General features: G+C 45.8%; 15 protein-coding genes. 8 read left to right on the top strand and 7 right to left on the bottom strand.

All coding sequences use genetic code 11. The features are described from left to right. Positions 1 to 39 precede the first annotated feature (39 nt). Positions 40 to 228 (top strand): hypothetical protein, encoded by a 189-nt coding sequence (locus M3636_RS19340; RefSeq protein WP_251383662.1) that lies wholly within the window; start codon positions 40 to 42, stop codon positions 226 to 228. 187 nt (positions 229 to 415) lie between these two features. On the opposite strand, the gene M3636_RS19335 is transcribed toward M3636_RS19340, so the two are convergent. Beyond that, on the bottom strand, positions 416 to 1636 hold the full coding sequence (locus M3636_RS19335; RefSeq protein WP_251383661.1) for an MFS transporter: 1221 nt from the start codon (positions 1634 to 1636) through the stop codon (positions 416 to 418). Between the two features lie 468 nt (positions 1637 to 2104). Between M3636_RS19335 and M3636_RS19330 the strand changes: the two genes are divergently transcribed. The 3 genes from M3636_RS19330 (at position 2105) to M3636_RS19320 (ending at position 4577) form a co-directional block, all read left to right on the top strand. Further along, positions 2105 to 2746, top strand: a complete 642-nt coding sequence (locus M3636_RS19330; RefSeq protein WP_145407305.1) for a peptidylprolyl isomerase — start codon at positions 2105 to 2107, stop codon at positions 2744 to 2746. Positions 2747 to 3267: 521 nt separating this feature from the next. Beyond that, entirely contained in the window at positions 3268 to 3525 is a 258-nt protein-coding gene (locus M3636_RS19325; protein WP_128104333.1) for a YqkE family protein, read from the top strand. A gap of 257 nt (positions 3526 to 3782) precedes the next feature. After that, positions 3783 to 4577 carry an SDR family oxidoreductase gene (locus M3636_RS19320; protein ID WP_251383660.1) on the top strand — a complete coding sequence of 265 codons (795 nt, stop codon included), beginning with the start codon at positions 3783 to 3785 and terminating at the stop codon, positions 4575 to 4577. A gap of 273 nt (positions 4578 to 4850) precedes the next feature. Here M3636_RS19320 and M3636_RS19315 read toward each other — a convergent pair whose 3' ends face one another. Then, positions 4851 to 5612 carry a YwaF family protein gene (locus M3636_RS19315; protein ID WP_251383659.1) on the bottom strand — a complete coding sequence of 254 codons (762 nt, stop codon included), beginning with the start codon at positions 5610 to 5612 and terminating at the stop codon, positions 4851 to 4853. A gap of 300 nt (positions 5613 to 5912) precedes the next feature. On the opposite strand from M3636_RS19315, the gene M3636_RS19310 reads away from it, so the two are divergent. Beyond that, positions 5913 to 6887: a ring-cleaving dioxygenase gene (locus M3636_RS19310; RefSeq protein WP_251383658.1), complete on the top strand. Its 975-nt coding sequence runs from the start codon at positions 5913 to 5915 to the stop codon at positions 6885 to 6887. 152 nt (positions 6888 to 7039) lie between these two features. Here M3636_RS19310 and M3636_RS19305 read toward each other — a convergent pair whose 3' ends face one another. The 3 genes from M3636_RS19305 to M3636_RS19295 all read right to left on the bottom strand — a co-directional run bounded on the left by M3636_RS19305 (position 7040) and on the right by M3636_RS19295 (position 10293). After that, positions 7040 to 7747, bottom strand: coding sequence for a stalk domain-containing protein (locus M3636_RS19305; RefSeq protein WP_128100608.1), 708 nt, complete (start codon positions 7745 to 7747; stop codon positions 7040 to 7042). Positions 7748 to 7965: 218 nt separating this feature from the next. Next, positions 7966 to 8814, bottom strand: a complete 849-nt coding sequence (locus M3636_RS19300; RefSeq protein ID WP_251383657.1) for a hypothetical protein — start codon at positions 8812 to 8814, stop codon at positions 7966 to 7968. A 201-nt stretch (positions 8815 to 9015) separates the two neighbouring features. Further along, the gene (locus M3636_RS19295; RefSeq protein ID WP_251383656.1) at positions 9016 to 10293 is read right to left on the bottom strand and encodes a methyl-accepting chemotaxis protein; all 1278 of its coding nucleotides are present in this window, start codon (positions 10291 to 10293) and stop codon (positions 9016 to 9018) included. 362 nt (positions 10294 to 10655) lie between these two features. On the opposite strand from M3636_RS19295, the gene M3636_RS19290 reads away from it, so the two are divergent. Continuing rightward, a complete protein-coding gene (locus tag M3636_RS19290; RefSeq protein ID WP_235540455.1) occupies positions 10656 to 12077 on the top strand; it encodes an aspartate ammonia-lyase in 1422 nt (473 codons plus the stop codon). Positions 12078 to 12249: 172 nt separating this feature from the next. On the opposite strand, the gene rpoN is transcribed toward M3636_RS19290, so the two are convergent. Both rpoN and pruA read right to left on the bottom strand, forming a co-directional pair. Beyond that, on the bottom strand, positions 12250 to 13557 hold the full coding sequence (gene rpoN, locus M3636_RS19285) for an RNA polymerase factor sigma-54 (protein ID WP_251383655.1): 1308 nt from the start codon (positions 13555 to 13557) through the stop codon (positions 12250 to 12252). Positions 13558 to 13936: 379 nt separating this feature from the next. Continuing rightward, positions 13937 to 15484 (bottom strand): L-glutamate gamma-semialdehyde dehydrogenase, encoded by a 1548-nt coding sequence (gene pruA / locus M3636_RS19280; RefSeq protein ID WP_251383654.1) that lies wholly within the window; start codon positions 15482 to 15484, stop codon positions 13937 to 13939. Between the two features lie 234 nt (positions 15485 to 15718). Between pruA and M3636_RS19275 the strand changes: the two genes are divergently transcribed. Next, the gene (locus M3636_RS19275; protein WP_251383653.1) at positions 15719 to 16642 is read left to right on the top strand and encodes a proline dehydrogenase family protein; all 924 of its coding nucleotides are present in this window, start codon (positions 15719 to 15721) and stop codon (positions 16640 to 16642) included. Positions 16643 to 17113: 471 nt separating this feature from the next. Next, on the top strand, positions 17114 to 18955 hold the full coding sequence (locus M3636_RS19270; RefSeq protein WP_251383652.1) for a sigma-54 interaction domain-containing protein: 1842 nt from the start codon (positions 17114 to 17116) through the stop codon (positions 18953 to 18955). Positions 18956 to 19065: the final 110 nt, after the last annotated feature.

The raw sequence follows: 19065 nt of genomic DNA, 5'->3' as shown, positions 1-19065 counted from the left end.
AACTGAGCTTCATATCTGAATTGAAGGAGGCTGAGACTCATGAAGGACGAGCACACTCGAACTAAATCAGAACCGGATAATCTGGTTACGGAACGAGATATTGATCCAGACTTCGGACTGTTCACGGAAGACTCATTCCCAGATGCACTTGAGGATGAAGAACAGCGTGATGCAGTGGAGCATGCCATTCCTAAAGAAAGAGCAAATTCGAAGGATGCTTCTAATTGATAGCTAATGTTATACAAATAAAAGTATCTTATTATAGTTGAAACCTCTTCTTTCATTGGAAGAGGTTTCTTGACGTACAGCAAGCAAGATGAATGAACATCTGCCCTGTTGATGAGAAACAAAGGGGAACTACATCCCGCATGCAGTGCCCCCTTTGTCATCACTCATTCTGTCTCTTACAGCAACATTACGTTTTACTTTTCGTTGGAGCTTGACTCGCACCTGCCAGCTTATGTTCCAGACCAGACCACTTAGCAACGATGGCGGTCATTAACAACGCGACACCATTAATGATAAAGATCCAGCGAATCGGTAGCCAGCCACCGAGAATACCCCCAATGATCGGTCCCGCCATTGTGCCAATCTGAGCAGCAGACTGATTGAGGCTGAACGCTCTGCCCCGAAAGCTCGAATCCGTCACTTGTACAATCATCGCATTGATCGCCGGGAAGACCGCTGCGAAGAACAGTCCATAGACAAACCGAAGTATGCCAAAACCGATATAACCTGTTGTGAAGAATTGCAACAAATTACCCACAGCACCGCCAACCAATCCGATGATTAACACTTTGCCGAATCCGATTCGTGAACCGATTTTGCCCCATCGAGGTGCCATAATAACTGTAGCAACACCCACCGCAGAGAAAATAATGCCTGAGCTTAACGAGGCTCGATCTGGCTGAATGCCCATCTCCATAACGTATACCGTCAGCAAAGGCTCTAAGATCATAACCGAGAAAGTACATATGCCCATCATGCCGAGCACTGTAATAAACACACGATTTGCTCTGGCTTCTCGAATATCATCCATCACATGGGAGCGTGGTTTATTCCGATTAAAATTCTCTTCCCTTACCCAGAACGTTGCGATTAGTGCCGAGACCAGGACAACAATCGCGGAAAATAAGAAAGCACTGCGGTTACCATAGTAATGACTGACGATTCCGCCGATTAAAGGTCCAATAATTCCACCAGTAGCCCCTGCCGTGGACATTACTCCAAGGGCATAGCCTGTCTTTTCTTCGGGTGTATTAGTACCTACGAGAGCAATTGCTGCCGGAACGAAGCCAGCCAGCAACCCTTGGAACAAACGCACCACAATGAGAGAATATGGATCTTGCACAAAATAATTAATCAAATACAATACCGCAAGGCTGTATCCTGACCGAATCAGCATCGGCTTTCGTCCGTATTTGTCCGCTAGCGATCCCCAGAACGGAGACACCAGCGCACTCGCCAGAAAGGTAATGCCAAATGCAAGGCCTGACCACAACTCCAAATGATTCTGAACACCGAGATCGCTGCTCAGAAACAGCGGGAGGAACGGAATAGATATAGAGTATGCCGTACTGCAAAAAAATACACCGATCCACAAAATCGCCAGATTACGCTTCCACGAGAAGTTCATATTCCCCGCACGCCCTTTCCATCAATGACGCCGGGACTGCCGTGTATTGGAGCGAACGGAACAGACCCGTACGTCCCTGTCTGAGGAAGCATTTTCCTTATTTTACACCCATACTTTATTGAAGACCATCCCTATAAGTACATTTGTGAAAACCACTATAAGTGCGTGTTCAAAAAGGTCGGTTTTCAGTACCGAGAAGATGGGATGAAGATAGAAATGGAGTAGCGGAGCGTAGGCAAAACTACGTGAGCAACGGACATTTCGGCTGAATTCCATATTCGACGTTGATGATGCCTTTAGGCATCCTGCGTAATCAAAAGCGGACTTTTTGAACATCCTCTATAAGGAATAAAGGGTGTCATAGATTGCTATAGAGTATACAAAACAGGTATGATAGTTGATGGATTATCTTATCGTAATCAGAGAATTAATATTACGATAGCAGAAGAACCAAGGGGGAACTTGTTCATGATTAATCGTCGAAAAAAATCAATAGCCGCATCGCTGATTATGGCGTTACTGCTTATTGTAATTAGCGGTTGCGGGCGACCTACTAATAGTGCTGCACCGGCTCCAGTAGAGCCTGAAGGCCCTAACCCTGTCGCTACCATTGAAATGGAAGATGGGCAAAAAATCGTTATTGAGCTATACCCGGATGTCGCTCCGAATACGGTGAATAACTTTATTTCACTCGCGAACAAAGGCTTCTACGACGGCACGATCTTTCACCGCGTTATTCCAGGCTTCATGATCCAAGGTGGCGACCCAGACGGTAATGGTACAGGTGGCCCAGGGTATAGCATCAAAGGTGAATTTACATCGAACGGTCACAAAAACACCCTGTTGCACACACGTGGAGTCATCTCTATGGCACGGAGCAACGCATTGGATTCAGCGGGATCACAATTTTTCATTATGCTGGCAGACGCGGAGCATCTGGATAACGCCTACGCTTCGTTTGGCAAAGTGACAGAAGGTATGGAAGTCGTTGACGCGATTGCAGCTCAGGAACGTGATGACCAAGATAAACCTCTTACTAACCAAGTGATGAAAAAAGTAACGGTGGACACGCACGGACTGGAGTTTCCAGAACCGGTGAAAATGCCTTAATTCCATCGAATAGGGCAGCATCTCAGCGTCCAATAGGGAATTCAGATGAACGAAGTAAATACTTATGAAGTTTGTTTCCTTCGGAAGTGTTTCAGCCATAAACAAACAAAAGCTCTGTCCTATGCGAAGATCGCAAGGCAGAGCTTTAACTATTGGTAGCGCTTGCATAAATAATATCATTAAATGCACTCGTCTCTTGCGCTGCTTCATTCAAAGAAGCCCACCTAACAATCGCAACCAACCGATGATGGCAATCCACAGTGGGCAGCTAAAGGCAATGCCCCATGCAAGCCCTTTCAATAAACTCCGATTCATTTCCACGAACAACGACTCCTTTCTCAGGGGGATAGTCGCAGTATCGGTATTATCATATGAATTGATACCCATTTTCATTCGTCACAAGAGTATTCATTTCCTGCTTTTCTTCCGCACATTCATGGAATGGGACTTGGTAACCTGATATACTATGACTACTGATTATTACAGGGAACCTGATTTACCGCATGAAAGGAGATTTTATGATGGCCAAATCGAAAAAACACACACCTGCTCCCAAGGCAGCTCAGGATAAACCAACAACCCTGAAGGATCTGCTCAGCAGTGATGTGCTTGAGAAGTTAAAGGCTCAGGCAGATGAAGCCAAAGCCGCAGAAGCTGAACGCAAAGAACAAGAGCGTATCAAGGCAGACGAAGCACGCAAGGCAGAGCAGAAGCGCCGGGATAATGATTTTGAATATTTGTTAAACAACAGTTCTCTCGACTGGAAGAAGCATAAATAAGTAAGTTGCTTTCATTGATGCGTTTAAGCCAGATCGATTACGACTTTACTGGTCTACAATCCTACGCACAGACTTGGAATCGCACTGCGGTTCCGGGTCTTTTTAATTTGGAGAAATTCATATCGCATATCTTATTCCTGTATAACGAGCTACGGCGCCGAAGCGTTTCCCTCTTCTGATTCATCAGCTATGGGTCGGGTATGTAGAAGTAGAGAAGATACTTAATATGCATCTCTATTATAAACGGAGGGATCAGGATGACTGAACAACGTTTAGCAGGTAAAGTAGCCATTGTTACAGGAGGTGGATCAGGTATAGGCCAAGCGACTGCCATCCGGTTTGCCGAGCATGGCGCTAAAGTGTATATGCTCGATCGGACACCTGAGAATGCGGAAGAAACAAAAAGCTCCATTGAACGCGTCGGTGGTGAAGCACACGTTATCGAATGTGATATATCCAAGCCAGACCAGGTGCAGCAAGCTATCAATCAGGTTACAGAAACTGCAGGCCAACTGGATATCGTCTTTGCCAATGCAGGTATTAATGGATCGATGGCACCCATCGAAACGATGGAAATCGAAGACTGGGATCAGACCATGGAGATCAATATGCGTGGTACCTTTGCAACGATTAAATATGCGATCCCTCACATGAAGGAACGTGGCGGTAGCATGATCATCACAAGTTCAATCAATGGTAATCGGGTGTTCTCCAATATCGGCTTTTCTGCATACGCTTCCAGCAAAGCAGGTCAAACCGCATTTACGAAAATGGCCGCACTCGAACTGGCACAATATAAAATCCGTGTAAACGCAGTCTGTCCGGGAGCCATTGATACCAATATTGACGATAACACCTATCCCTCCGATGACCTCAAGGAAGTTCAGATTCCTGTCGAGTTTCCTGAAGGGCATGAGCATCCATTAAAGGATGAAGCCGGTACTTCTAAGCAGGTAGCCAACGTGGTGCTCTTCCTCGCTTCGGATGAGTCTTCCCATGTAACAGGTACGCGCATCTATGTCGATGGAGCAGAATCCCTGCTACGCGGCTAAAAGAGGTTGTTCAAAAAGTTCGCTTTTGATTACGAAGGATGCGCGAGCAGCATCTCAGCATCGAAGATGGAATTCAGCCGAAATGTCCGTTGCTCACGTAGGTTTGCCTACGCTCCGCTACTCCATTTCTATCTTCATCCCATCTTCTCGGTACTGAAAACCACCCTTTTTGAACACGCGCTAAAAGGTTGTTCTAATCGCAAACTTAATAATCCCGCTAGCACCTGTGACAGGTTGCTACGGGATTATGTTATACATATATCATGCCGCTTCTCAGATTGTCGTACCTCTACCTCTCTTCATCCGGCTTCTTACTCGGTTAGGAATGGCAAAGAATAAACCATACATCAGCGAGAACATCACCAGAGCAAGAATCTCTTCCCCTATAATATAGACAGGATACGGTCCTAACAGATCAAGCACTGAAGCAGTATCAGGCTTGTGTCGAAGAAACATATAATTCGCGTCAAGGATCACATCCATTATATATACAACCAATGCCGCCACATTAACGAATACCATGGAAGCGACAACAGATCGCCAGGTTGGACGAAGCTGCTCAACCCAAGTCATGTAGAGTAAAGCAAGAATAATACAGGCATGTGCAGTAAAAAATTGAATAAAACGAAAATGCGGATAGCCATATCCCAAATTCGGTGTCACAATCGCCATAAGAGCTCCTGCAATACCAGCAAAGAGCAGCGCACTATGCAACAAGCGACTGCGAGTTAATAATACAACGCCAGACAGCAGCAACGAAAGACTGCACAATTCAAGGGGTAACGAGGTTTGCAGGCTCCACACACCTCCATAGATGTACCAGGCCTGCAGCACAATCTCACAACCGAACATGAACAGAGCTAGAGAAATACGTATGTTCCGCCTTGTGCGATCCGACGTTGCTATGAATGTATTTCGAAATAGATATACTAGTAAGAGTCCAACAGCTATATATGCCATTGCCCACAGATGTGATTTGGAAAAAAAGATAAAGGGTTCCGCGTCATACGGGTCGAGCCATGAGGGAAATGCCATACGTCTCTCCTTTCACTCCTGAATGAACGAAGATCATCCTGGGATATTTTTCATTTTGCCATCGTTCTATCCGATTGTCCATTATCTCTTTTCCAGTTCATAGGGGCTGACAATAAGATGAATACCCGTCATCAACTTACCTGTTGCTTTGTCATTATCTTTATGTTAAGATAAATCCAAGAACAAAACAAACTAAAAGTTAGTAACTTAAATTAATTCACGATAAAATAAAATGACAAGCCATTTTCATCTATAACACCGAGCACTGTATTACATCCACACTACTTAGGAGGAATTCATATGTTAATCAAAGGACTTCACCACGTATCTGCTTTAACTGCACGCGCAGCGAATAATTATCAGTTCTATACCAATGTCTTGGGTCTTCGCCTTATCAAAAAGACGGTCAATCAGGATGACGTATCTGTATACCACCTGTTCTATGGTGACGAAAAAGGGAATCCTGGCACAGAGCTTACGTTCTTCGAGATTCCGATGGCTGGTGAGACACGCGAAGGCGTGAATAGCATCTCAGCGACATCCCTACGTGTTCCGAGCGACGCAGCACTCACGTACTGGCTACAACGTTTCGATGAGTACGAAGTACCTCACGGTGAAATTACGGAGCGGGGTGGCCGCTTGACCCTTTCCTTTACCGACTTTGAGAACCAGCGTTTGATTCTGGTTTCAGATGAACACAATACAGGTGTCCCTGGTGGAAAACCGTGGGATCGAAGCCCAGTGCCTGCTGAATTCGGCATTATTGGTCTTGGCCCAATTCATCTGACCGTTCAAGATGCGTCGCTGACAACCCCTGTTCTTACGGATCTGCTCGGCTTCCGCTCTAAAGGTTCATACCCTGCTCTGGTTGCAGGCCAGCCAGACATTCTGGTCTTTGAATCCGGTGACGGCGGAAGTGGTACTGAAGTGCATGTCGAAGAACGAAACGACTTGCCGATCGAACGTCCTGGTCGCGGAAGTGTTCACCATGTTGCCTTCCGCGTAGACAACGAAGAGGAACTGAAGCAATGGGTAGACCGTGTAAGTAACTTCAAATTCCCGAACTCAGGTTTTGTAGATCGCTTCTACTTCCGTTCCCTGTATTTCCGAGAAGCCAATGGCATTCTGTTCGAGCTTGCCACGGACGGCCCTGGTTTCGATACAGACGAAGAACTTGAATTTCTCGGTGAATCTCTAGCCCTGCCTCCATTCTTAGAAGGCCGCCGCAAAGAGATTGAAGCACAACTCAAACCGCTGGATACTGTGATTCGTTAAAAGAGACGAACAGCATTCACATCATACTGCTTTCTGCAAAAAAAACGATTATCACGATGATGCATCCTCTAAATAGAAAGCGGGGATGCATCGTGAATAATCGTTTTTTTATGAAGTCACCTTAGTTGGTGCACCCATGCAAATGTTCCATTTTACTTCGTTAGATAAGATGTTGTGAGCGGTACAAACAGCGCTGAACCCGGATCTTCAGCTACGATCTCGACATAGACAGCCTCTGTGCCTTTAACATCCACGTCCAGACTTATCAAGCCGTCTTCTGGCGTAATATTCACTGTTTTCAGGACAGTGCGATCTTGGTCAACAACCTGAATCTTCTGATTGCCTTGGAGAGCTGCCAGTTCCACATGAAGGGATGTATACTTTTTGCCCGTGTTAATCTGAATATCGCTTCCCTGTGTCGAAGGATCATTATGCAGATACACGTCTTTGTAATCCTTGCCTTTGTATGATGTCTCCGCAGGATCTTTGGTATGCCATGCAATAGATCCGAGCACCGATGTTCCCAAAGAGCTTAATGTTAATTTATTGTCCGTTACTGGCGTTGACCCATTTGTTCCACCGATCAGGACGGAAGAAGTTGCCCCGTCATATGATATTTCAGTTCCAAGCAGTGTACCCACCGCACGAACCGGCAAATACGTCGTTCCGTTATAGGTAATTGGCAATACGTTCTTACCGTTAGCGTCCTTCGCTGTCACGGTTTCCCCATTTAACTTCAGCGTAATCTTACTGTTGAGATATGCTTTGATTGGCTCCAGTCCTGTTGCTGCCAATGCTCCTGTACCGATCCCTAACGTTAGTGTGCCTACCATCAATCCAAGTACAACCTTCTTTTTCACTACTAATCCCTCCCTGAGAAATGAGTTGTCCTTTATACATTTAAATCACTAAAGTAAAAATGTCAATTCATTTATTACAATTATCTGGTATTTTTTTATGTCTTATTTGTTTTTAGACAGCACAAAATGAGGCTGAACCTACTGGTTTTTTTTCAGCCCCACTGTTCGCATAGCTCATATTATATATACCCGTTCACGCGAATCTTCTGTTACACCACTTAATCAAAGGACTCTTCATATCCATCTTCGTATTCTTCATTCGTATAATGCACGTTCACGGCTTTCCACTCGCCATCCTCATAGCCATAAGCGAACTTCAATTCACCGCCATACACGGCAAAACCGTAGGCGCCCGATACGGATACAACCAGCTGTTCGTTCTCCAAACCATAATAAATGACATCACCAAACAGAAGTTGATCGTAGTACTGCATTCCTTCCGTATCTTCCTGTATTCGAATGGGATCACCCTTAACCCCATCAATGGACACATCAATGCCCACCTGACCTGCCGTAACATCAATCTTTGATTCCACATGCTGCTTCACAATATCTTCTAACGACTGCATCTTCATGACTTCCAACGTTTCAGGATGAATAATGTATGCCTGACCTAAATAAATTCCCGTTCCATGACCTTGCGTAAACATAACAACAATCTCTTTTTGCCCATCACCGTTCAGATCAATCTCATGTATTTCCGGTTTGTTGCTTCCACCCTCTGCTGTCCAATCACTGAACTCGCGAGTTTTACCATTTGCTTCAAGCACTAAGCCTTTATATATATATCCAGAACCCTCCACTTGCATCGGGTATAATCGAATGGCATCATTTTCGGGAGCTACCGACACATATTCCTTGTTGATTGGAGCAGATGTGTCCAGGCTCATTGCATGTTCCTTTGTTGTTTCGATATCAGAAGCCACGACCGCTTCGGTCTGGCTGAATTGCTCATCTATGTTAAGCTGTTTTTGTTGTACATTGGTCGTTTTGGCAGCGGAAGTTGTACTAATTGTAGCTACCGCCAAAATAATCATCAGCAGGATACCTGTCCAAGTCGTTTTCAATATACTGGGCTCCTTCTTATTTCATGGAATATGACTATTATACCGTCATTTATCGCCCAAGCGTTGCGTTTTTGTTAATGTTTAATAAAAATATCTTTACAAACTTTTCATTTTGCGAAAGAACGTTCGGGTTTAACCAATATAAGCAAAATTCCAGTGATATTTTTAGAAAATAAAGTAAAAAAACACTCCAGACACAGCTCAAGGCTGCATCCGGAATGCTTTGGTCTTGTCCATCAAACGATCCGTTAGTTGTCTTAGCTCTTCAGCAGAAGAGGAGATCTCCTCCATAATCGCTGTTTCTTCATGTGCCGCACTCATAATCCGTTTGGCTTCATCCGAGAATGAGCCTGCCTTACCTTGGATTTGCTTCACATGACCATGTGTCAGTTCTACGCGCCCCGTCTGATCTGCAATTTTGAGGCCGATGTCGTGCGCACCTTTCATGAACACTTCCACAGATCCCGTCAATTCCTGCAACGTCTGATCTACATTAATCGTCCGCTGAGATTCATTCACGACAAGCCCATGCTGTTCATGAATCAATTGGGCCGTGTCTCTGATCCGTTGCTGAACTCGGCTAATTAACTCATTGATCCGATGTACGGAATCTTTACTCTCGTCTGCGAGTTTGCGAATCTGCTGTGCAACGACAGCGAATCCAGCGCCTTCTTCCCCTGCCCTTGCAGCCTCTATGGATGCATTAAGGGCAAGCAGTCCCGTCTCTTCTGCGATATTCTTAACGGATTGTGTGATTGCTTCGATATCCGAAGCTTCCTTCTCAAGCAGAACCATAATGTCACGAGAACGGTTATGCGATACCGCCAGCTCGTCCATCCCTTTCATCAAGGAAGAGAAAGTCTGCTTCGTATGCTCTACCGAACGTTCCATTTGCCCGGACATTTCAGCCATGCCCATGGACTGATTCTGCATCCGTTGAAAATCACCAAGCATCTCGTCGGCAGTCACTAATGAATGCTGTGATGTCACTTTCTGCTCCTCTACGCCGACAGCAATGTGATCTACTGCATCTGACATCATCTCAATCTGCTCAGCTGCCTGGGTAATGGCTTCACTCAGGGACTGGGCATTCTGCGAAGTTGTCCGGGTGCTATCCGCGATATCATTCACAATGCCACGTAGATTCGTCACCATCGCCCGAAATGCATCGTACAGAACCGTAAGCTCATCAGCGGTACGACGCTGTGGAATCTCCGTAGTCAGGTCGCCCGATGAAACTTGCTGAGCCGCTTTGGCCAGACGTACGATTGGACGCGTTAACCACCGTGATGCAAAATAACCGAGGATCCCGTTCCAGCATACCCCCATCACCAGAACGATTGAAATGTATAACCAGCTTGGGATGTCAAATGAGAACCAATCCTGGAGAAAAAATATAAAAAAGCCGCTAGTTCCATATGTAATAATTGAAATCAATACCAGACCTGCGACTGTCTTTGCGCCTAAAGTCCATTTCATCTTCGCACCTCATAGTCCTTTTTTCCTATTTTACCAATACTTTTCCAAAATACATGTGATATTCATCACTGAAAACGCTATTATGAATACCTTCTCAACCTTATAGCGCATAATTTATAAGAAAAGATTCCCCCTTCAACTCCGTGCACAAAACAGTTACATCCGTCCGTATCGAATTTTAATAACAATAAAATCATCTCATGGTGGCTTCAACGTCGGGTAATATATCTAATTTAAATTATTTATCGGAATTTAGGGTCAAATGATTTAGCTTGGCATCCATTTTGCTTAAATGATATACTGAGTGCGCTTTGGCTATGCCAGAGTTGACCTATTTTTGGATGCCACTGGAGGCGAACGAAATGTCCACAAGGACTGAGAAAGACTTTATCGGTGAAAAAGAAATTCCTGACTATGCGTACTACGGAATACAGACGGTACGGGCAGTAGAAAACTTCCCCATTACCGGCGTTCCCGTGCACCGCGAACTAATCACGGCTCTGGCTGCTGTTAAGAAAGCAGCGGCAGTCACGAATATGGAACTCAAAATGCTGCCACGCAAAATCGGCGATGTCATCGTCATGGCCGCTGAAGAAATGATGAAGGGCCATCATATTGATCATTTTATTGTAGACTCCATTCAAGGTGGTGCAGGCACCTCCATGAATATGAATATGAACGAAATTCTTGCCAATCGTGGGCTGGAGCTACTGCTGCAGAACAAAGGAGACTACTTCCACTGTAATCCCAACAATCATGTGAATATGTCCCAATCCACGAACGATGTCATTCCTACAGCCCTTCGTATCGCAGCATATCACCTGTCGGAAACCTTGCTGAAAACGATGCAACGACTGCAGGATGCCTTCCGTAAGAAGGAGCAGGAATTCGACGATGTCGTCAAAGTAGGACGTACCCACCTTCAGGATGCGGTGCCCATTCGACTTGGACAAGAATTCGGCGCATATGCACGGGTGCTTGGTCGTGACATGGAACGTCTCGATTTTGCTAATCGCCGTCTGTTGACCATCAACCTTGGTGCTACAGCTGTAGGTACGGGTCTGAATGCCAAGCCCGAATACATCGTTAAGGTTACAGAGCATCTGGCAGATATTACGGGATTGAAGCTGCAAACGGCAGAGGATCTCGTAGATGCGACTCAGAATACAGATGCTTACATGGAACTGTCCGCTGCGCTAAAAGTATGTGCAGTGAATCTCTCCAAAATCTGTAACGACATTCGTATGATGGCTTCAGGTCCGCGTGCAGGCTTCAATGAATTGCGCCTACCACCGCGTCAACCAGGCTCATCCATTATGCCGGGTAAAGTGAATCCTGTTATGGCGGAAGTCATTAACCAGGTATCCTTCCAGGTCATGGGTAATGACCATACCATCTGCATGGCTTGTGAAGCAGGTCAATTCGAACTGAACGTCATGGGTCCTGTCATTGCATTTAACTTGTTACAATCGTTGAAAATCATGAATAATGGTATCGACGTATTTACCCGTTATGCCGTCGAAGAGATGGAAGCAAACCGGGAGCGTTGTGAAATCATTATGAAGCAGAGCTTCAGTGTCATCACAGCTCTCAATCCACATCTCGGTTATGATGTGGCCGCTTCAATCGTGAAAGAGGCATTGAAGACAGGTGCTTCTCTGCAGGAAATCATTCTGGAGCGTGGTCTGTTGACACCAGAAGAGCTTGAGGAAATTTTGCATCCAGAACAGATGACGACGCCAGGTATTGCTGGCGAGCGTTTCCTGCTTAACATGGAACAATAATTCGCTTTTTCGCTATAACCGTTAAAAAGAACCACCATCCAGACACACCACACATAACAAAACAAAAAAAATAACAGCCCCTCTAGACCGATAACACTCGGTTCATGGGGGCTGTTTATCGTTATGATTCAGTTAGAGATAACGGATCACTGTAATAATGTCTGTTGCTTGTTTATCCCCACCGCTTGCGTTCAAGCGATGATAAGATCTGAAGCTCTTCCCTGTACTTAGCGACCGTTCTACGCGAAAGGATGATGCCTTCTTTTTGCAGCAATGTGGCTAAGGCACTGTCGGAGAACGGGCGATCCGCACGTTCCGTAGCAATCAATGCTTTTAACCTCAACTTTACTGCAGATGCCGACATCTGCTCTCCCTGTGTTGTTGCAATGCCTGAAGTGAAGAAGGCCTTCAATTCCAATACACCATGCGGCGTTTGAACGTACTTCCCGTGGACGGCACGACTTACGGTTGACTCATGCATGCCGATCTTGTCAGCAACGGCCGCCATGCTCAGGGATTTTAATCCAGACGGCCCCTCAGACATAAACCGCTCCTGCTCCTCCAGTACCGCTGCCACCACACGCATTAATGTGCCCCGCCGTAAGTATACACTTCGAATGATCGCCCTAGCTTCTGCTGTACGTGCCAGCCAAGACTCATCCGTAGAAGGATCTCTGAACCAATGAGCGTATTCTTCGTTAATTGATACTCGCGGGATACCTGCTGAGCACAGTCGAATACAAGTCACTCCGTTTCGAACAGCTACAGCCACATCGGGAATGATGTAGTGTGGAGATTCCTTGGAGCCAATAGATCGACAGGGCTTAGGGTTCAAACTCGAAATGTAATCATAAGCCTTCTGCGCTTGTTGAGAAGTGATCGCTAACCGTGCACCTGCTCGGCCTGGATGGAACGGAACTAACGCTTCCAGCCCTGCCTCCACCATCTGTTCCGCAAAAGGAGCAGCCGCTGGGTCACGCTTCATCTGCAAGAGCAAACACTCGCATAAACTACGTGCGCCAACACCCGCTGGTTCGAGCGATTGCAGTACATCCAGTCCTGCCATCGCCTCATCCATAGATATGCCGAGTAACGAAGGCACCTCGGTGAGATCAACCGCGAGATAACCATCTTCATTAACACAGCCAGCCAAATAAATAGCAATTGCTCTCCGCTGTGAAGGCAGTGCGAGTACACGAATCTGTGACGCCAGCCACTGTTCAAGCGTAGGTTCAGCCCCTTTGATCCGGAGAAACGGATCGTACAAGGAGCCTCCTCTACCATGATTCTGCCGCGCAGGGAGCCGAGCTACTTGTGCCGTGGTTTCTTCAATCTCTAGAACGGGATTGTCTGCTGCTGCATCCTGAAGATAACGAGCCAAATCCTGGCTGGACAACGTTAATACATGAATGGATTGTTTCATCTCTGGTGTAATGGACAGTCGTACACGTTGCTCTTGCACCAACTGCATTCCAAGCATCCGTCTCCCTCCTTAGCGGCAGTCTGAGAACTTGTATCGAAGCACGAACACATACATGTTGAACACACATTGAGTACATATTGAGTACATATTTTGAGCACATCATAACACAACAATCTAGGGCGTGTGCTCTTCATTAAACTTTAAGAGGTTGTTCAAAAAGTCCGCTTTTGATTACGAAGGATGCCTGACGGCATCTTAGCTTCGAATATGGGATTCAGCCGAAATGTCCGTTGCTCACGTAGCTTAATCTACGCTCCGCTACTCCATTTCTATCTTCATCCCATCTTCTCGGTACTGAAAACCGACCTTTTTGAACACGCACTTTAAGGACATCCCTAATCTTAGTTAGCGTATGAAGCTAAAACTTAGCGCGTGTTTAATATTTCTCCGACACCAGCTTCGCTTGGGTAAACAGCAATAGGTAGTCTCTTCCGCCTGCTTTGGAATCCGTACCCGACATATTGAATCCGCCAAAAGGATGCGTACCTACCAACGCGCCAGTACATTTCCGGTTAAAATACAAATTACCTGCAAAAAACTCCTGTCTAGCTTGCTGCAAATGCTCACGATTCCGTGAAATTACCGCACCGGTCAGACCATAATCTGTATTGTTGGCAATCTCCAAAGCATCCTTGAAGTCTTCCGCCTTAATAAAGGCAAGCACAGGGCCAAAAATCTCTTCCTGCGCAATACGAGCCTGTGGATCAACATCCGCAATAATGGTTGGTTCGATAAAGTAACCTTCTGCGTTGCCTGTTCCACCACCCAGTACCAATCTTCCTTCGCTCTTGCCTATTTCAATGTATTCGTTAATTTTGGCATACGCCTTGTCATCAATAACAGGTCCAACCTGGCTACCTACTTCGAGCGGACTTCCCATCGACAACTGCTTTGTGCGCTCAATCACTTTTTGCAATACTTCATCATATACATCCTTATGAATAATGGCACGCGAGCACGCAGAACACTTTTGTCCCGAGAAACCAAATGCCGATGCGGTAATAGATTCTGCTGCAAGCTCCAGATCACTGTCATTATCCACCACAATGGAGTCTTTGCCGCCCATCTCGGCAATTACCCGTTTAATCCACTTCTGACCTGGTGCCGTGCGGGCTGCACGCTCATTAATCCGCAGTCCGACATCCCTGGAGCCTGTGAAGCTAATGAACCGGGTCAATGCATGATCCACCAGATAATCACCGACTTCACTGCCTGGCCCTGGCAAATAATTGACGACTCCGTCCGGCAAACCTGCCTCAGCCAGCAGTTCCATGAATTTAGCCGCAATCACTGGCGTTGTGCTAGCTGGCTTCAATACAACGGTGTTGCCCGCAACAAGCGCTGCCGATGTCATGCCAGCCATAATGGCGAGTGGGAAATTCCATGGCGGGATGACAATCCCTACGCCGAGCGGAATATAGGTTAACTCATTATCCTCACCAGCAATTCGTGTAAGTGGCTGAGGCTGACTCAGCCGCTGCATATCACGAGCGTAAAATTCCATAAAATCAATCGCTTCCGCTGTATCTGCATCCGCTTCTGGCCATGTCTTCCCTGACTCATATACAAGCCAAGCAGAGAATTCATGCTTCCGGCGACGCATAATCGCTGCTGCTTTGTACAGCAATCGTGCCCGTTCATTCGGGTCGGTATGCTTCCATGACCGGAATGTCTCTGCCGCAGTCTGGATCGCTTGCTCTGCCAGCTCCTGATCGGCTTGATAGATCGTGCCAATGACCTGTTCTTTATTGGCGGGATTCACAGAGGTTAATGTGCGGGAGCTCGTTACCTTTTGCCCGCCTATGATCATAGAATATTGTTGTCCTAACTCCGATTCCACCTGACGAAGTGCTTTCTCAAAAGCTTCTTGGTTGGCCGGGTTAGCAAAGGACGTAAAGGGTTCGTTCACAAAAGGGATATTCATAAAAATAATTCCTCCTTCAGGATGTGATATAGATTCGCTGGTTGGGTCTCACCCAAATATATGTAGCAAGATCCGTGCCAACACCGGTTAAGGTAGGAATATTTTTGTAGTTTTTTGTGAAATTTAGATAGTTTACAGATTTCATTGGTGATGCATACGTCCAACGCTACAGATTGGCATGATTCTTGCTGGATATGTTGGTATCAGAAGCATGATTCATAAGGAGGAAGCAAGATGAGTATTGGAACGGAAATGTACCGCAAAACGCTGCTAACTGTTGCAGGGAACAAAACTGTGGAGAATCTATCTGTAAAATATGGAAAAAAGCTAGCTGGGAAATTTATTGCTGGCAATACACTGGAGGAAGCCCTTGAAGAGATTCGCATACTCAACAATAAAGGCATCATGGCAACCCTGGATCATCTCGGAGAAGGGATTACTCGTTTGAGCGAAGCGGCATTGTATCGGGATGAATATCTACGACTGGTCGATGGTATTGCTCGCGAGCAAGCAGATTCAAATGTATCGCTTAAACCCACACAGATGGGGCTTGCCCTTGACCCCGAAGAAGGGTATGAAAATATTCGAGCAGTGGCCGCGCAGGCGAAATTACATGACCTTTTTGTGCGAATTGATATGGAAGATAGTCCGTTTACCCAAGCGACGCTGGATATCGTTCGCCGGCTACATGGTGAAGGACTGGTGAACACAGGTACCGTGCTGCAGGCGTATTTGCATAGAACCGTAGAAGACACGCGGGATATGATTCGGGAAGGAATTCGACTTCGCCTTGTCAAAGGAGCTTATAAAGAACCCGCTACGGTGGCCTATCAAAATGCTTCGGAAGTCATTGAACAGTTCAAATTGATGATTCGGCATCATCTCGACCAAGGTGTCTATACCGCAGTTGCATCACATGATGATCACATCATCTCATGGACGAAGCAATACGCTAAAGATCGAGGAATCTCGCCAGATGCCTATGAATTTCAGATGCTGTATGGCTTACGTATGAGTGAGCAAGAGCGATTAGCACAAGAGGGATATCGGATTCGTTGTTACGTTCCCTATGGAACAATGTGGTACCCTTACTATACTCGTCGATTGGCGGAGAAACCGGCTAACCTCTGGATGGTTGTCAAAAATATGTTCAGATAATATATGTTCACTTTCATCTCAAGCCAGCCTGTATCTCTCAAGGTTGGCTTGTTTCTTGTGACCCACCAACAATGTCTAAAAATTTAACATCCCCAAATTGAAGTGTACGAATAATTAGACACCTCCCGACAACCTCATGTAAATCCAATCTAAACACATTCATGAATGATCTAAATCTAAAGCGATATGATGTCACATATTATAACTTGTATATAACTTTTGAATTGCGTGAACTACGTCATATCAGTAATTCCACAATTCTCACCATTTTGTAAACGCATACTTTATGTGTTTTATATACTTCACGCTCGAATTCTTCCATACCTATACATTTGATGTCAAAAAATATATACATACAGCATTTGGAAAGCTATAATATGTTTAACATTATGGGTGTTCTATCCATTTGTTATAGAAGGACTACACCTATTTCCTTTTAAATAACGCAATGTTCTAATTGAGGTGATCGCATTGAAACATTTACTTCCCAATCTGATGTCCTTATTACGCACTGAACTTATCATTCAGGGCGAGACCATGATGGAGTACACTCATCGACTAGCTTCACAACCAGCTCACCGTGAAACTTCTCAGGAGCCTGTCTTTTTTCGCGATACGTTAGGATATTCATGGATACCCCAAACGTCCGAATCCGATAAGGCTCCGTCCCATAAACGAATACCTGTACCAATCATTTTATCATCAACCGAGCTTGCAACCTGTCTGACTCTCTTCTATGCCAGTCCATATGTATTAATTCAAGACGAAGCAGAGCATATTCTCGGTTATATCGCCGCAGCCGACCTACTGCAAGAGATGTATCACGCCCATCGCCTTCTGGAAGCCTACTTCGAAACTACACTGGAAACGGCAGGTACAGCACTAACTTTAATTAATGAAGAGGCCAAAGTAGCTTACTGGACATCCGATGCGGAGCATGTTTTTTCCATCCATCGAGAGGAGATCATCGGCCAGCCTGCTGCAGACTTTTTTCCACTCGACCGACTTCAATCACTCAAAACACTCTACACCGGTGAAACCGTATATCGTAAACAGCATCAACCGAGACCTGATCTATTCGCTTTAATCAATGCACGTCCTGTGTATCTGGATGGCCAAATTGTTGGAGCGGTCGCAGCCGAAGTGGATATAACAACTGAAATCCGACTTCATCAGGAATTGCTGCATATGACTTCTAAGGTTCAACATCTGGAAAAGGCTGTCGCCAGGCTGCGTCCGGATGTAGATCCCTTTGCCAAAATCAAAGGCAGCAGCCCAGTCATCAAACAATGTCTGGAGACCATCCGTAAAATTAGCACCACTTCAGCTACTGTGCTCATTCTCGGGGAGAGCGGCACAGGTAAAGAGCTATTCGCCAAAGCCATTCATGATCTACGCGAACCACAAACTGCACCTTTTGTCGCCATAAACTGTGGTGCTATTCCTGCCTCTTTGTTCGAAAGTGAATTGTTCGGCTATGAGAAGGGAGCCTTCTCCGGGGCTGATCCGAAGGGCAAAAAGGGAAAAATCGAGCTTGCGGAAGGCGGAACGTTATTTCTTGACGAGATCGGCGAGATGCCCTTGGAGCTACAAGTTAAGCTACTCCGTGTATTGCAGGAGAAGAGCTATTTCGCCGTAGGTGGAACACGCATCAAGCAGGCAAATTGCCGGATCGTTGCAGCAACCAATCAGAATTTAATGGATATGATCGCACGCGGTCAGTTTAGAGAGGATCTCTACTACCGGCTGAATGTCATTAATCTCATCATTCCCCCACTACGTCTACGGAAGGAAGACATCTACGAATTAACACAGACCTTTCTGCAGGAGTTTTCTTTGTTATATAGCCGGCATATCGAACTCGTACCTCCCGCTGTGTTCAAGCTGTTATTCGAATATGACTGGCCGGGTAACGTAAGGGAATTAAGGAATGTCATCGAGCGAATGACCATTCTCACTACGGATGGCGAAGTAAAGGCAGATTATCTACCCGAATCGCTACTTGTATCCATGAATCAAGAACAGATCAACACTCAGCAGCAGTTGTCTCTTAATTCATATGCAAGTTCAGGTGTGGTTCACTCAGAGACACAAGTTAGCGGGCTTCATGCTACTGATGAAACTCATTCGGAGACGATGGGATTGTTGGACGATCCTTCTACCTCTTCCTATCAGGATCGGCTTGATGCATTTGAGTCACAGCTGTTACTCCAATATCTACAAGATGCCGGAGGAAACAAACGCACACTCGCTCGTCAGCTCGGCATCTCAAGAGCGACGCTGTATAATCGAATGAAGCGACTTGGCCTATAGACCCTCGGCGCGGTGCGAATGGCATTACTAGACAACACTTCGCTAGTTCAATCCTGAACCATTGAGTTCGATAGAACGAAATGAGTGCCCACACCAAACACGCAGTAACG

Source organism: Paenibacillus sp. MER 99-2, from assembly GCF_023714095.1.
Lineage (GTDB): Bacteria > Bacillota > Bacilli > Paenibacillales > Paenibacillaceae > Paenibacillus.
This window is presented reverse-complemented; position numbering and strand designations above follow the sequence as displayed.

Bases quoted from the DNA above. Each gene is read 5' to 3' on its own strand.
- M3636_RS19340 (WP_251383662.1), top strand. From the start codon at position 40: ATGAAGGACGAGCACACTCGAACTAAATCAGAACCGGATAATCTGGTT.
- M3636_RS19335 (WP_251383661.1), bottom strand. From the start codon at position 1,636: ATGAACTTCTCGTGGAAGCGTAATCTGGCGATTTTGTGGATCGGTGTA.
- M3636_RS19330 (WP_145407305.1), top strand. From the start codon at position 2,105: ATGATTAATCGTCGAAAAAAATCAATAGCCGCATCGCTGATTATGGCG.
- M3636_RS19325 (WP_128104333.1), top strand. From the start codon at position 3,268: ATGGCCAAATCGAAAAAACACACACCTGCTCCCAAGGCAGCTCAGGAT.
- M3636_RS19320 (WP_251383660.1), top strand. From the start codon at position 3,783: ATGACTGAACAACGTTTAGCAGGTAAAGTAGCCATTGTTACAGGAGGT.
- M3636_RS19315 (WP_251383659.1), bottom strand. From the start codon at position 5,612: ATGGCATTTCCCTCATGGCTCGACCCGTATGACGCGGAACCCTTTATC.
- M3636_RS19310 (WP_251383658.1), top strand. From the start codon at position 5,913: ATGTTAATCAAAGGACTTCACCACGTATCTGCTTTAACTGCACGCGCA.
- M3636_RS19295 (WP_251383656.1), bottom strand. From the start codon at position 10,293: ATGAAATGGACTTTAGGCGCAAAGACAGTCGCAGGTCTGGTATTGATT.
- M3636_RS19290 (WP_235540455.1), top strand. From the start codon at position 10,656: ATGTCCACAAGGACTGAGAAAGACTTTATCGGTGAAAAAGAAATTCCT.
- rpoN (WP_251383655.1), bottom strand. From the start codon at position 13,557: ATGCTTGGAATGCAGTTGGTGCAAGAGCAACGTGTACGACTGTCCATT.
- pruA (WP_251383654.1), bottom strand. From the start codon at position 15,484: ATGAATATCCCTTTTGTGAACGAACCCTTTACGTCCTTTGCTAACCCG.
- M3636_RS19275 (WP_251383653.1), top strand. From the start codon at position 15,719: ATGAGTATTGGAACGGAAATGTACCGCAAAACGCTGCTAACTGTTGCA.